The sequence below is a fragment of the Streptomyces sp. NPDC058985 genome (assembly GCF_042740985.1).
Lineage (GTDB): Bacteria > Actinomycetota > Actinomycetes > Streptomycetales > Streptomycetaceae > Streptomyces.
Map to the genome: position 1 here is coordinate 224,251 of NZ_JBHYJX010000005.1, position 12,407 is coordinate 236,657.

Sequence of the window (12,407 nt, forward strand, 5' to 3'; positions counted from 1 at the left end):
TCGGACCAGTTTTCCGCGCAGCGGTTGAGGTCGGTGACCCACAGCTCGTCAGGACGCAACTGATGGAACTTGCGATTGACCAGATCTTCGGCGGTGACGATGCCACTCAGTCGCCTGATACGCACCGGTCCGGGCAGGCCGTTGATCCCGGCCTGAGTCATCAGCCTCTCGGATCAGCCCGGTCAGCCAGTCCCGCCGTAGCTGCCGTGGAGTGGTCGGCGTGCGCTTGTGCTTGTAGTAGCTCTGCGAGTGACGAGGCATGACTGCCGGCCTTCCGTGAGGAGCTGCCGGCTAGCGACCAGAACTGGAAGCCCAGAGGCGGGGCGGGTCAAGGCGTCACCGAACCCTGCAATAGTCCCTTCAGCGGCTTGCGGAGATGCTGGGAGACGGCACTCCTGCCGCCGTGCACGCGGACTGCGGCTCGTTCTCCACCGCCAGTTCTCTGAGGGTTACCTCGGGTCCCTGATGGCCGCGCTCCTTTGGTGTGACGGTGAAAGCGAAGCACCCCGTCACAAGTGTCTGGCTGGGTAGGAGGGCTCCCGGGCCGACGCCCAGTAGCTCTGCCGTCACTATGACGTCTTGACCGTGCCGCTCGATCCTGAGCAGGCCCTTAGCCGGCTTCCCACGAGGGAAAACCCGAGCGATCTCGCTGTCGTCCAGCTCACCGTCGGCCCCCGCCTCGACGAGCTTCTCCCTACGCGTCTCAGCGTCACTACGCAGATCAGCGCGGGCTTCTCCCTCGGCGCGGTCATCCGCCGTGGCCGCCCAGACCCACAGTCCGATGACGCACACGAGGAGCAGCACGAGCAGAGCCAGACAACCGGTGAACAGACATCCACCGGTCGTTCCACTCCGCACCCCGTCGCGTCTCCCCATGAGCCGAGCATGCCGGTGCCTGATCGGTCGGGAGGGGTACGAGTCCAAGCCGTTACTCACTCCGCCTCTGCCCGAAACCAGGGACCCGAGCCGGCTCGATCGAGACTTCTCCGAGGCACAACCTTCCGCTGTCCCCTGTTCAGGCAGTGGGCCTACGGTTGGTCCGGCAGGCGAAGTCCAGAGCGGGGAGCGCCCGGCCCTCCTTCAGGCTCTCTGCGTAGTGACGATGGCTGGTGCTGGTTGAGCAACTGCGGGCCACGACGGTGTCACTGGTCCCAGGCGTCAGGTGAAGCGCGCATCGGGTCGCCCTGTGAGTACCAGCTGGCCGTTGCACATGCCGGGTCGGGAGGGGACGAAGGCGCTGATCCCTTTTCCGCAAAGTCGCCTCGCCGCGGACCGTCCCTTCTACTCCCGGCAAGCACAAGAATCACGGGATGAACTTGCGGGTACTGGCCTATCCGTCCGGCCGGCGGCAAGCTGTCCGCCTGGTACAGCAAAGACCGCATCCTGGACGGCGATCCCTACGGCATCTTCGTCAATTGGCCTACCCTGAGCGGTGACACGCAGCGCGGGCCACCGCTCAGCCCATCCAGTTCGCAGGACGCTGCCCGGTCTCATCCACCGGCGGATGAGACCGGGACTGCGTGCGCGGGATGGTGGCATACGTCTGCGTCGAGCTGGTGGGTACGAATTCGATCAGATAGTCCTCGAGCCCCGTTTTCGGCGTGACACCACCCAGGTCGCCGTAGAAACGCTCCTGGGCACTCTCCCCGCCCTTGCGCCACACATGCATCGTGTACACGCTGTCCGGTGCAAGACGGAACTCGATACTGCCGGCCGCGTTGACCGTGTTGAGCACCAACGTTCCCAGGCAGCTGCTGAAAGGCCAGCTCCCAACAAGCACGAACCCCTCACCAACACTCTCCGACGTGAGGCTATTGACCTGGAGCGTGAGCGTGGCGTCGTGCTCCTGCGCGTTACTGATGAACAATGCAGTGCCGTCCGCGACATGCACTGCACCGGTCGGCCCCATCGGCAAGTCCGTCCACAGCACCGGGCTGCCCTCGGCGGTGAGCCCGAACAGGGACCGTTCGATGTGGACCGTCGTCATCATGCGAACCTCATCAGGCACGGCGGTCACACCAACGTCCGTCTCGCATGACGGTCAGCCGGCTGGCGGGTCCCGCTCGCGGCCGTGCACTACCGCACAGACCTCACCACGCGGCAGCTCGCCCCGCTGTTCGACGTCCCACCCGCGAGCGTGTGCCGAGTGATCCAGCGCCTGCGCCCGCTGTTCGTACTGGAGACAGCAGGGCGATCGTGGCGGAGTCGCCGTAGTACTCGGAGGCCGGGAAAGCCTCTCGTGGGTCGCTCCGCACCGCACTCTCACAACGATTCGGGCTCCGTATCCGTTGCCAGACGGGCATGGAGTTCGACGTCGAAGCGGACACCGTCATATTCGAGCTTCTGTCGTTGCTGCCCTTCCACCGCGAAGCCGGCAGCACGAGCCACACCGCATGACGCGGGATTGTTCACCCGGTGCCCAAGCTCCAGTCGGAAGAGTTGCGCATCATCGAAAGCCCAGCGGGCCACAGCGCGGCAGGCACGGGAAGCTATGCCTTGGCCACGAGCCGTTGCCGTCGTCCAATAGGACACCCATCCAACGGCATGACGCCGATCCACCGAGCCGACGCAAACCTGGCCGAGAACGAGGCCACCGCCATCGACGACCGCGAAGGAATAGGCAGAATCCGCTGCCCATTGGTCACCACGAGCCGTTATCCAGCGCTCGGCAGCCTGGTCAGAAGCGACCGGCTCGATCGACTGACCACGCATGAGCGGATCCGCGAACGCGGTCATCACCGCGCAGGCATCCTGGGTCGTCCACCTCCGCAACACCAGGCCAGAGGAAGCATCTACACGATCGCGCACGACGCGAGTCTTCCGCAGCAGGCATCGTCTGTCACGTCCGTTTCGCCAGCAGTGCCCCTCAGGGAGCCGGGCTCCTGTCAGGTTCTTGGATTCGGACATGGCCTGCGTCAGCTGAAGACGTGCTGGTAGGGGCGTCCCCCTTCGCTGTGCCGGTCACTCCCTGGTCTGACCCGTGCGGGGTGCATGCGACCGCAGGCGCACGGGCTCTGGCCGTGCGGGCTGATACAGGCCCTGCGTGCTCCGCCCGGCGGACGGATGCCGCCGCGGGGGAGTGCGTGACAGCCTCCCGGAGCTGCAACCAGTCACCCCAACATGGAGCCGCCCTCATGATCGCCAGCGCACTGCCGACCATCCCCGCACCTCTTGGGACCGCTGCGCCCGTCCCCCCCGTGGGCCCGGTGTGCGGCGCGCTGGGACTCGCCGAGTCCGAGTACGACGCGATGCTCGTCCCCGGCTGGGGATACCTCGTCGTTCCGCTGCTATCCGTCTTCCAGGAGGCGCTGGCTTTCCTGACACTGGGGCTGGTACGTCCGTGGGGCGAGGGATGACCGCGGTGGATCCCCGTACTGCGCGGGCGCCGCATCCCGTGCTCGCCGCCGCCGTCCCCGCCGCGCTTGGCGCCCTCGCCTGTACCGTCTACGGCGCGTATGGACGACGCTGCACGCCGACATGGCGATCACACCATGGGGAGAGTGGGTGATGACGGCCTGCTACGTACCGATCGTGGCCTGGGGGCCGTTGCTGGCCATCGTGACCGTGCACTACTACCGCCGTCGTGCACAGCCTTGACCGGACTGGGACGTGCACACCCGCGACGGGCTGGAACCTGAGAGGGACCGTGCCGCCGGGAACCTGCTCGGGCCCCTTCCCATCCATTACCTGGTGACGGACGGGAGATCAGAGGACGTCCGCGCGGATGTGGGAGGCTCGTGGGGTCATGGAGAGCGAGAAGCACGCCGATGTCGTCCTCAGCAGCGGCATCGAGATACCCGTCCCCGCCGGCGGAGAGCTGTGGACGGTGGGCGCGGTAATCCTGAACCAGAAGGGGCGGGCCTTCGCCCAGAAGCGCAGTCCCGAGCGTCGGCTCTTCCCCGACTGCTGGGACATCGTGGGCGGGCACGTGGAGCCCGGCGAGACCCTGCTGGACACGTTGGTGCGCGAAGCCCGCGAAGAGACGGGATGGCGTCTTCGCCAGGTCCGGCGCCTGCTCGGCATCACCACCTGGACCGGAGACGACGGCGACGGGCTGCGGCACGAGGCTGACTATCTCGTCGCCGTCGACGTCGACGGCGACTTGGACCATCCCGCCCTGGAATGGTCCAAGCACACGGCCTACGACTGGTTCGGCCCCGAAGACCTCTCCCGGCTCAAGGAGAACCGCGGACCGGGAGAATTCCTCATCCACGACCTGGTCGCTGCGGCGCTACAAGACCGCGGGGGACACCAACCAGCGCGTCCTGGCTGCACCTGGTCGAGCGGTGGTTCGCCGGGCTGACCGAGAAGAGACCCAAGCGCGGCATCCACCGCTCCGTCCAGGCCCTCGAACACGACATCAGGTGCTGGCTCGCCGACTGGAACGAACACCCCAGACCCTTCGTCTGGACGAAGACCGCCGACGAGATCCTCGACAAAGTCGCCGCCTACCGCCGACGAATGTCTGACTCAGATCACCAGGGCCGGGGGCGCGGTGCGTTCGCACTGGCCTGTCCGAACGCGGCGCACCGGCGGCGGAGCGTCTCACTGGAGACGACCGGGCCGCGCTGCAGCACCGGCGCCTTCACCGCACCGAAGCTCAGCGGGGAAGCGGAAGGATCGCCCCACGCAGGGGAGATCACCTCGCCCGGGTAGCGGTGCCCCTGCTACGACGGCGCGCTGTCCACGGACGACCCTGCCAGCCTGAATCAACCCGAAGATCGTCCCACCCGGTCGGCCAACGTGACAACGCCGTTGACCGACACCTGCCACGGCTGAACGAGACGGTGTGGCAGCCCACGCTCTCCGGTCAGGAGTTTTCGGACGGTCGCTTCAAGAGCGCAAGCGCCGCCGTGGTCATCGCACGGGTCGCCGAGGGCAGGGCGACAGGCAGGTGCGGTGCGAATTCGGGGGAGTGGTTCGGTGGCAGTGACGCGAGCCTCTCCATGACGTTCGCGCCGCTTGTGGCGGCCCACTGGCGTGGGCCCACCGTGCCGACCATCCAGTAGCCCAGAGCGATCCCGGCGCAGCCGTGGATCTCCTGGCCGGCGTCGCCGTAGAGGCCGAAGTCCTCCGTCGCCATCGACGGCGCCCACGGCACGACCCGCTCGGCGCCCAGTACTTCGCGATGAGCCTCGCGCGTCGCCGCGGTCACCTCTGCGTCGGGGAGTGTGACGGGGGACCGTGAGACCACCGTGATCTCGGCATCTCGTGGGCAGCCGGACGCGGCCGATTCGGCCCGTACGACTCGCTCGACGGCGGTCACCAGACGGTCCAGCGATGCCGGGAACAGCGCGCGGACGGTGATTCCGAGCGAGGCGCTGTCCGGTACGACGCCGCTGTGCGTGCCGGCCTGGATCCGGCCGACGGTGACGGTGGTCTGCTCTGCGGGTGCGCTCTCGCGGGACACGATGCCCTGGAGCCGCAGTACCACCGCGGCCGCGGCGAGTATCGGATCCACTGTCAGGTGGGGCGCCCCGGCGTGCCCGCCCCGGCCGTGCAAGGTGACGTCCAGTTGGGCACTGCCGGCGAGCAGGGGCTGTCCGTATCCGTGGGCGACCATGCCGCCCAGGAGAGGGGCGGTGTGCTGGGCGAGCACCGCGTCCGGGCGGCCGAAGCGGGCGTAGAGGCCGTCCTCCAGCATGGCCCGAGCGCCGGTCAGCGTCTCTTCGGCGGGCTGACCGACGACCACCACCGTGCCCTGCCAGTGCGGCAGTGCACGGGCCAGCAGCGTCGCGGCGCCGAGCAGCGCGGCGACATGCAGGTCATGGCCGCAGGCGTGCATGCAGGGGCCCTGGGCGGCGTACGGCAGGCCGGTCCGTTCCTGGATCGGCAAGGCATCCAGTTCGGCCCGCAAGTAGACGCGCGGACCCTCTCCGTTGGTGAGGACGCCGACCACACCGTGGCCGCCGACGCCCCGCGTCACCGCGTACCCCTCCGCGGCCAGCGCGTCGGCGAGGCGGGCTGCGGTACGGGCTTCCTCACCGGACGGCTCCGGGTTCTGGTGGAGGTCCATCGCGAAGACGGTGAGCGGGCGCAGTACCGCGTCCGACTGCCGCAGGACGGAACCGTATTTGTCCGAGGGAAGGATCGCCGCTGTGTCCACCCGGACATGATCCGGCGCCCGGCCGGCCGGCCACTGTCAGGGCGCTGTCACCGGACGACAGCGCCCTGACAGCGGACGGCACCTGGATGCGTCAGTGGCGACCGGTCCAATGAAGGGGCCGAACACCCCGGGACCAGCCCGATGGTGTCCTCACCTCAGGAGTGACCATGGCTGACAAGTCGACCCTCGCCGCCCTCGCCGACGAGATCCTGGAGCTCGAGTCGGAGACCTTCGAGATCTCGGACTACTCGGACGCCAGCGAGGTCGTGCTCGCCGGTTCCACGAGCTGCTCCTCCACCTCGACCTGCTCCTCCACCACCAGCACCACCTCCTGCAGCGCCTGACTTCAGGCCCGCAGCACATCGGCGTCGGGCCTCGACGGACGCCGAAACGGCCGGGCGCCGCTCCGCACTCCCTCGGGAGCGGCGAGCGGCGACCCGGCCGTCGCCGTGTGACGTGTCAGGGGAACGGATGCGGAACCCGGCGGATCTCCCACCCCTCCAGGTCCGTGTCGCGCAGCCCGCCGCGGCGGGCCGCGGTCCGCAGCCGGGGCATACCGAGCGCGCGCTGCCGCGACCAGCCGAAGTCGATCGGCAGCAGCCCGGGCGCCAGCGCACACACCGTCCGCAGCCCCATGCGCCGCTGCTCCGGCGTGGTCTGGTCCACGACGATCACATCGAGCCCGGCCCGTATCAACTCGTCGCGGCACAGGGCCACATCGTCCGCCAGATCGCCGGAACGCGGCCGACCGGAGGCCTCCCACGACGCGTACATCTCCGCCATGGGGCGGACCGTCCCGGGTTCGTGGTACGGCGCCACATGCACCGCCATGTCGGGAAGGCCGTACAACTGGGCGTGGTCCTTCAGGTGCAGCACCTTGGTGAAGTCGGCGGCCATCGCCTCCAGTTCGCCCCGTCGCTCGCGTACCTGGCCCGGCAGGTGCGGAATGTACGTCAGCACCTCCGACAGGGCACCCTCCAGCGCCGACGCCGCGTCCAGCGAGGCGTCGGCGCCGAACGAGTACAGGCCCGGCCCGCCGTCACGCCGTACCGCCAGCCCGGTCACCACGGGTACGGCGAGGTCGATCCGGTTGTCGAAGGCGTGCACGTCGTAACCCTGCAGCGCCGCACGGTCGATCATGGCGCGGACGGTGGGGTCGCCGACCGTGGCCAGGTCGATCTCCGTCAACCGGGTCCCGCCGTACCAGGCGAGCAGGAAGGCGTCCCGCTCGATCAGTTCGAGCAGCGCGCCGAGCACCGCTTCCTCCAGACAGCTGCCGATCGCGCAGCCGTTGGAGCACTCGAAGACGAAGTTGTCCGCCGTCACCCCCGCGCTGTAGTGCACCAGGCGGGCCGGGACCAGCAGGGGGCGCTCGTCGCGCAGGGAGTAGCCCCACACCCACGGGATCGGCCGACCGGGGTCGAACGGGTCGACGAGCGGGTCGTCACGGTAGGTCTCCGGAGCGTAGAAGCCGCAGTCGGCAGGGTTGAGCGCGGCCTCGCCCAGACTGTTGTACGAGGCGCTGAGCAGCTTCGTTCCACGCCGTCGGTGGGTGCCGGCGTACCGCTCCAGGCCCTCCAGGAACGCCAGGTCGCGGCTGGCGGCGAACCCGTTGGCCTGGCCGCTCCAGGTCACGTCGGTCAGGCCCGCGTAGCCGCGCATGAACACGCTGCCGGCGACCGGCGCGGTGGTCGGCGAGGTGACATTGAGCCAGGTCCCGGCGCCGAGCAGACCGGTGACCGGGTTCGCGAGCGCCGCCGGTGCCAGCGGGTGGGAGGACGCCGGTCGTAGCCGGTAGCTGTCCTCGGCCGGCTTCGGCCGGCACTCCAGGGCGAGTGCGGCCGCCTGAGGGCTGTCCGTGCCGCCGGGGCCGCAGTGCGGGCACAACGGGTCGGCGTACAGCGGGAACGTCCGCACGGTCAGGGTCGCCACGTCCAGGCAGGACACCTGCGACAGCGCCCGGTCGGCGGACGTCTGTCCGGGCGGCACCGGTACCGGGGAGCCGGTGACCGCCTCATACAGGGCGTGCACCGCATCCGCGACGAACGCCGGCTGTTCGGGCCAGTGCGGGGCGAAGCTCCACGGTGTGCCCGTCTCCAGGGCGTCCCGCTCGGTGCGTGACCGCAGCCGCTGCCAGCGCATCGCAAGGCAGGTCCCGCAGGCCCGGGCGTCCGCGTCCCCGCCCCACGGTCCCACCAGCACCTCGCGGGAGGCGAGGTGCACCACGGCGGCGGGCCGCACCGAGGGGTGCGGGTCGTCCCGCACGTCACGCGCCCCGAGGAGCACCACCTCGGGGGCCTGGTCCGGGGCGCATCGCTCGGCCAGCGCCGATCGCAGCCGGCGCCCTGCCTCCTGAAGCGGCACGCCCTCGCGTACCACGGTGGTCGTCATGTGCGGTTGCTCCAGCGGAAGGTCTTCAGGCCGACGGCCGCGAAGACGACGGTGAAGCCGACGAGCGCGCCGCATCCGACGGCCACGTCACCGAGGCTGCCGTTGCCGGTCAGGGATGCGGAGACGGCGTCGTTGAAGTAGCGCAGCGGCAGTACCCGGGAGAGCGTCTGCAGCCAGGACGGCATCATGTCCAGAGGCAGGAACGAGCCGGACAGGAACGCCATCGGCACCATCAGGAAGTTCGCGATGGCGGCGACCGCCTCGGGCGTGTCGGCGTACGAGCCGATGATGACGCCGAGCGACAGGAACGCCGTGATGCCGAGCAGCAGCACGGGCAGCGCCAGCGGCCACCGGGAGTCCAGCGCCAGCCCGAACAGCGGCAGCAGCGCCACCGCGACGAACACCACGGCCTGTACGACACCGATGGCGAGCGCCAGTACGTAACGGGAGGCGAGCACCGTCGGCAGGCTCGTCGGCGTCATACGGATCAGGCGCAGCAGATCGTCGCGGCGCCACTGCATCAGCGTGAACGCGATGCCGAACACCGCCGCGTTGCCCACGCCCCAGGACATCACGCCGGGCGCGATGTACGAGATGTAGGGCCGGCCGGTCTCCTCGACCTCCTGACCACTGAAGATCAGCCCGAAGACCACCAGGAAGACCAGCGGGAAGGCGAAGGTGAAGAAGAGTGCGGCGGCGTCCCGGGCCTGGGACCGGTAGCCGGCCGCCGTCAGTGCCCCGTATGCGCTCATGCCTGGTGCTCCGTGTTCTGGGTGTGCTGGGTGTTCTCGTCTCCGGCAGCGGAGGTGAGCCGGAGGTAGACGTCCTCGAGGGTGGCCGTGCGGGTCAGTACGCCGTCCAGGCCGCCGAGCGCGTCGAGCGCCGACATCACCTTTCCGGACGCCCGCGTTTCCAGTACGAGGCTGCCGCCGCTCAGAACGGCGCGGTCCACGCCCTCGATCGCCTCCGCCTGCGCCACGGTCATCCGGTCCGGTGGCAGCAGCACCGAGGCCGCCGAGCCCGCGGCGCCGATCAGCCCGCGGGGGGAGTCCAGTGCGGTGACCCGGCCGTCCACCAGGATCGCCACCCGGTCGCAGAGGGCTTCCGCCTCGTCCAAGTGGTGCGTGGTGTACACGATGGTCCGGCCCGCCTCCTTCAGTCCGCGAAGGACGTTCCACAGATCGCGGCGGGCCTGCGGGTCGAGCGCGGCGGTGGGCTCGTCCAGGAAGATCAGCTCGGGGTCGTGGACCAGGGCGGAGGCGATGGCCAGCCGCTGACGCTGCCCGCCGGAGAGGTCCTCCACGCGGGTGCCCCGCTGCTCCGTCAGTGCCACGGCCTCCAGCGTCCGCTCGACCGCCGTGCGGTCCGCGCCGTAGAGGGCGGCGACGGTCGCCAGGTGCTCATGTGCCTTCAGGCGCACGAAGAAGGCCGAGGACTGGGTCTGGACACCGAGCCGGGGCAGCAGCGCGACATTGCGTGGCCAGGGGGAGCCGCCCAGTACGCCGACGGTGCCCGAGTCGGCCTGGCGCAGGCCTTCCATGATCTCCACCAGGGTGGTCTTGCCCGCGCCGTTGGGCCCGAGCAGGCCGAAGAACTCGCCCCGGGCGATGCGCAGCGATACGCCGTCCAGCGCCTGGCGGGTCCCATAGCGCTTGCTCACCCCCTCGACGTGGACGGCGGCGTTCATCGCGCGGTTGCCGGGGTCCGCCGGCACGGTTTCCGTCTCCGTCATGAACAGCTCCTCGAAACAGGCCCGTCAGGGGGCGAGCAGAACAAACACGGCCGTGACCGACGCGGCCGCGATCAGACAGACCAGAACGGACGAGCCGATCCCGTATGCCATGTACAGAACCCGCGCCCGGCGCGGGTAGCCGGCCGCGGCCTGCCGGTCACGCAGCCGCAGTCTCAGGTAGCGCCCACTCTCCGGGGCATAGTTGGACACACCGAGCACGTGGGAGAGCATGGTGTATCCGTCCAGCGGAGGCAGCGGCAGCAGGTTGACCAGTGCCTGAACGCTGCCCAGCAGAAGCAGTCCCGACAGCACCCGGCGGGTGGGATCGCCCGTCTCCAGTGCCGCCCACCAGACGGCGAAGGGCAGCAGGAACAGCAGGTTCGCGAAGGCGCCGGCCGCGCCGATCGCCAGCTGATGCCAACGACTGCGGAGAAAACGGTAGTCGTCCACCCGGCAGTACATGATCGCGACGGGCAGCCGCCAGCGCAGGCCGATCTCGCTCACCGTGCCGCCGTGGTGCCGGGCCGCGACTCCGTGCGCCAGTTCGTGGCCGCCGGTGCTCAGCCACAACAGGGTGAACACGGCGAGCAGAGCGACCGGTTGGTGGAAGAGCCACCAGGTGTCTCGCACGAGCGTGCCGAGCCCTGCGGCCAGGACTGCCTCCATGGCCAGACAGAGCACCAGCAGCGGCAGCAGAACCTGCCGGTGCCACAGCGGGCGCAGCGCGCGGTGCATCAGTCCGGTGGTCGCGCCGGCGTCGGCGACCAGACGCAGGCTGCCCCGGTAGAGGTTGCCGGTGAGGGACGGCGCGGACGGGGCGGACGGCGTGGGCGGTGTGGTCGGCACCTCGCGGGGTGGTGCGCCGGCGAGCAGCCGTTTGGTGCCGAGCAGCCCCAGCAACTGCCTCCAGTTGGCCTCACCCAGCCGTCGCCCGAAGGCGGAGGCGTACTCGTCGCCGATCTCCTCCAGGCTCCTCTCCCCGTCCAGCCGGGAGATGAGGAAGTACTCCTTCGGCCCGACCTCGAAGGCGGAACCGTTCGCGGGGTCCCTGATCAGGTGTACGGTGGCCGGTCCGCGCAGCAGCGGCGCGCTGAGCAGGACATCCGGCCGCAGCCGTGGACGGTGGGTGAACACCTCGGCCCCCTCGGGGCTCATGAGGCGGCCTCCGTCGTGCTTCTGGCGCCGGAGCGCAGGACCCGCCCGAGAATGTGGGAGAGGTACGCCTCATCGCGGATCGTCACATGCAGCCGGTTGTTGGTCATATGCATGTACGGCGACAACAGCAGAGGCAGGGCGACCGCCGGGTCGGTGACCTGCTCGTCACGGGTGCCGTCCCAGGAGCGGAAGACCAGGCCGCCCGCCTCGGCCAGGGCGACGGCCCTCTCCCGCAGCTCCAGGCAGTGCGCCGCCCAGCCGCGCAGGAAAGCCGGCAACCGGTCGAGCCGGCCCGCGGCGACGGCCCCGCGGATCTCCTCGAAGCGACGGCCCAGGCGTGGCGCCATCTCGGCGTAGTTGCGGTCGTACTCCGACGAGCCGATGAAGCCGGTGCCGGGGAAGGCGCGGTGCCAGAATTCGTAGTACCGCTCCAGATAGCCGGCGAGTTCGTCGTCGTCGGGCAGGAAGCAGCCCGCCATAACCATCATCAGCTGCGCCGACGTCCCCAGCAGCACAGTGCGCAGGTGCAGGTTCATCGTGCCCAGGCCGTCGATGACGAGATCGCTGGAGTGCGCGAAGTGCCACTCCGCCAGGGCGACGCCCGCCGGACCGCCGTACTTGCCGTACTCGGGTTCGTACGGCTCGTAGGAGCGGGAGTTGTTCGGACGCAGCCGCATCCGGCCGTCCTCCGCCATGAAGTCGCCGCGGTCGCCCTCCGGAAACTCGATCTCGAAGAGCGTGTTGTAGAACTCGTTGAGGAAGCCGGAGTCGACCTCGTAGAGCGCCGGCCGGCTGCGCAGGAAGGCGTCTACGGCCTCCTCGGTCCGGCGGCGTACCTCGGGCGTCGCCTCCTCGGTCGCGGGCTTCAGGCGGAGCCGCACATGCGGGCCCTCCAGCCAGTAGTTGATGAAGAAGTGGCCGGCGAGCAGCCCGTCGTCCCTGAGTCCCGTGATCAGCGGTCCGACACAGCTCACCAGCAGGGGCTGGGGGTTGGCGGCGTAGAAGATGTGCATGGCCTGCCAC

General features: G+C 69.6%; 11 protein-coding genes and 4 pseudogenes. 5 read left to right on the top strand and 10 right to left on the bottom strand.

The genetic code is table 11. The annotated features are described in order from the left end of the window. Window positions 1-26: 26 nt before the first annotated feature. The 3 genes and pseudogenes from ACFW01_RS06640 to ACFW01_RS06650 form a co-directional block, all read right to left on the bottom strand. Window positions 27-246, bottom strand: a pseudogene (locus tag ACFW01_RS06640) (IS3 family transposase); the annotation flags it as partial. Window positions 247-360: 114 nt separating this feature from the next. Continuing rightward, window positions 361-804 carry a hypothetical protein gene (locus ACFW01_RS06645; RefSeq protein WP_234959091.1) on the bottom strand — a complete coding sequence of 148 codons (444 nt, stop codon included), beginning with the start codon at window positions 802-804 and terminating at the stop codon, window positions 361-363. A 652-nt stretch (window positions 805-1,456) separates the two neighbouring features. Then, the gene (locus ACFW01_RS06650; protein ID WP_384502546.1) at window positions 1,457-1,990 is read right to left on the bottom strand and encodes a hypothetical protein; all 534 of its coding nucleotides are present in this window, start codon (window positions 1,988-1,990) and stop codon (window positions 1,457-1,459) included. A 63-nt stretch (window positions 1,991-2,053) separates the two neighbouring features. Here ACFW01_RS06650 and ACFW01_RS06655 point away from each other — a divergent pair. Then, window positions 2,054-2,194, top strand: a pseudogene (locus tag ACFW01_RS06655) (transposase family protein); the annotation flags it as partial. 68 nt (window positions 2,195-2,262) lie between these two features. Here the strand turns inward: ACFW01_RS06655 and ACFW01_RS06660 are convergent. Further along, a complete protein-coding gene (locus ACFW01_RS06660) occupies window positions 2,263-2,736 on the bottom strand; it encodes a GNAT family N-acetyltransferase (protein WP_234959093.1) in 474 nt (157 codons plus the stop codon). 512 nt (window positions 2,737-3,248) lie between these two features. On the opposite strand from ACFW01_RS06660, the pseudogene ACFW01_RS06665 reads away from it, so the two are divergent. From ACFW01_RS06665 to ACFW01_RS06675, 3 genes and pseudogenes are all read left to right on the top strand, one after another. Then, a pseudogene (locus ACFW01_RS06665) lies at window positions 3,249-3,597 on the top strand (hypothetical protein). A gap of 148 nt (window positions 3,598-3,745) precedes the next feature. Then, complete coding sequence (locus ACFW01_RS06670; RefSeq protein WP_234959094.1) at window positions 3,746-4,303, top strand: NUDIX domain-containing protein; 558 nt, start codon at window positions 3,746-3,748, stop codon at window positions 4,301-4,303. Further along, window positions 4,249-4,479: pseudogene (locus ACFW01_RS06675) on the top strand (IS630 family transposase); the annotation flags it as partial. The gene ACFW01_RS06670 and the pseudogene ACFW01_RS06675, both read left to right, overlap by 55 nt. A 331-nt stretch (window positions 4,480-4,810) precedes the next feature. On the opposite strand, the gene ACFW01_RS06680 reads toward ACFW01_RS06675, so the two are convergent. Then, a complete protein-coding gene (locus ACFW01_RS06680) occupies window positions 4,811-6,106 on the bottom strand; it encodes an amidohydrolase (protein ID WP_384502547.1) in 1,296 nt (431 codons plus the stop codon). 167 nt (window positions 6,107-6,273) lie between these two features. On the opposite strand from ACFW01_RS06680, the gene ACFW01_RS06685 reads away from it, so the two are divergent. Beyond that, a complete protein-coding gene (locus ACFW01_RS06685; protein ID WP_053760578.1) occupies window positions 6,274-6,450 on the top strand; it encodes a thiazolylpeptide-type bacteriocin in 177 nt (58 codons plus the stop codon). A gap of 115 nt (window positions 6,451-6,565) precedes the next feature. Here the strand turns inward: ACFW01_RS06685 and ACFW01_RS06690 are convergent, their stop codons facing one another. From ACFW01_RS06690 to ACFW01_RS06710, 5 genes are read right to left on the bottom strand one after another with little or no spacing between them, the layout of a single operon-like run. Then, the gene (locus ACFW01_RS06690; RefSeq protein WP_234959095.1) at window positions 6,566-8,497 is read right to left on the bottom strand and encodes a TOMM precursor leader peptide-binding protein; all 1,932 of its coding nucleotides are present in this window, start codon (window positions 8,495-8,497) and stop codon (window positions 6,566-6,568) included. Further along, window positions 8,494-9,249, bottom strand: coding sequence for an ABC transporter permease (locus ACFW01_RS06695; RefSeq protein ID WP_234959096.1), 756 nt, complete (start codon window positions 9,247-9,249; stop codon window positions 8,494-8,496). The genes ACFW01_RS06690 and ACFW01_RS06695 overlap by 4 nt, the downstream gene beginning before the upstream one ends. Continuing rightward, window positions 9,246-10,229 (bottom strand): ABC transporter ATP-binding protein, encoded by a 984-nt coding sequence (locus ACFW01_RS06700; protein ID WP_384502548.1) that lies wholly within the window; start codon window positions 10,227-10,229, stop codon window positions 9,246-9,248. Before ACFW01_RS06700 ends, ACFW01_RS06695 begins: the two co-directional genes overlap by 4 nt. A gap of 24 nt (window positions 10,230-10,253) precedes the next feature. After that, complete coding sequence (locus tag ACFW01_RS06705; RefSeq protein ID WP_234959098.1) at window positions 10,254-11,384, bottom strand: M50 family metallopeptidase; 1,131 nt, start codon at window positions 11,382-11,384, stop codon at window positions 10,254-10,256. Next, on the bottom strand, window positions 11,381-12,397 hold the full coding sequence (locus tag ACFW01_RS06710; protein WP_384502575.1) for a lantibiotic dehydratase C-terminal domain-containing protein: 1,017 nt from the start codon (window positions 12,395-12,397) through the stop codon (window positions 11,381-11,383). Before ACFW01_RS06710 ends, ACFW01_RS06705 begins: the two co-directional genes overlap by 4 nt. Window positions 12,398-12,407 lie beyond the last annotated feature (10 nt).

Excerpts from the sequence above, each read along its gene's own strand:
- ACFW01_RS06660 (WP_234959093.1), bottom strand. The coding sequence starts at position 2,736 with ATGACCGCGTTCGCGGATCCGCTCATGCGTGGTCAGTCGATCGAGCCG.
- ACFW01_RS06690 (WP_234959095.1), bottom strand. The coding sequence starts at position 8,497 with ATGACGACCACCGTGGTACGCGAGGGCGTGCCGCTTCAGGAGGCAGGG.
- ACFW01_RS06685 (WP_053760578.1), top strand. The coding sequence starts at position 6,274 with ATGGCTGACAAGTCGACCCTCGCCGCCCTCGCCGACGAGATCCTGGAG.
- ACFW01_RS06700 (WP_384502548.1), bottom strand. The coding sequence starts at position 10,229 with ATGACGGAGACGGAAACCGTGCCGGCGGACCCCGGCAACCGCGCGATG.
- ACFW01_RS06695 (WP_234959096.1), bottom strand. The coding sequence starts at position 9,249 with ATGAGCGCATACGGGGCACTGACGGCGGCCGGCTACCGGTCCCAGGCC.
- ACFW01_RS06650 (WP_384502546.1), bottom strand. The coding sequence starts at position 1,990 with ATGATGACGACGGTCCACATCGAACGGTCCCTGTTCGGGCTCACCGCC.
- ACFW01_RS06670 (WP_234959094.1), top strand. The coding sequence starts at position 3,746 with ATGGAGAGCGAGAAGCACGCCGATGTCGTCCTCAGCAGCGGCATCGAG.
- ACFW01_RS06710 (WP_384502575.1), bottom strand. The coding sequence starts at position 12,397 with ATGCACATCTTCTACGCCGCCAACCCCCAGCCCCTGCTGGTGAGCTGT.
- ACFW01_RS06705 (WP_234959098.1), bottom strand. The coding sequence starts at position 11,384 with ATGAGCCCCGAGGGGGCCGAGGTGTTCACCCACCGTCCACGGCTGCGG.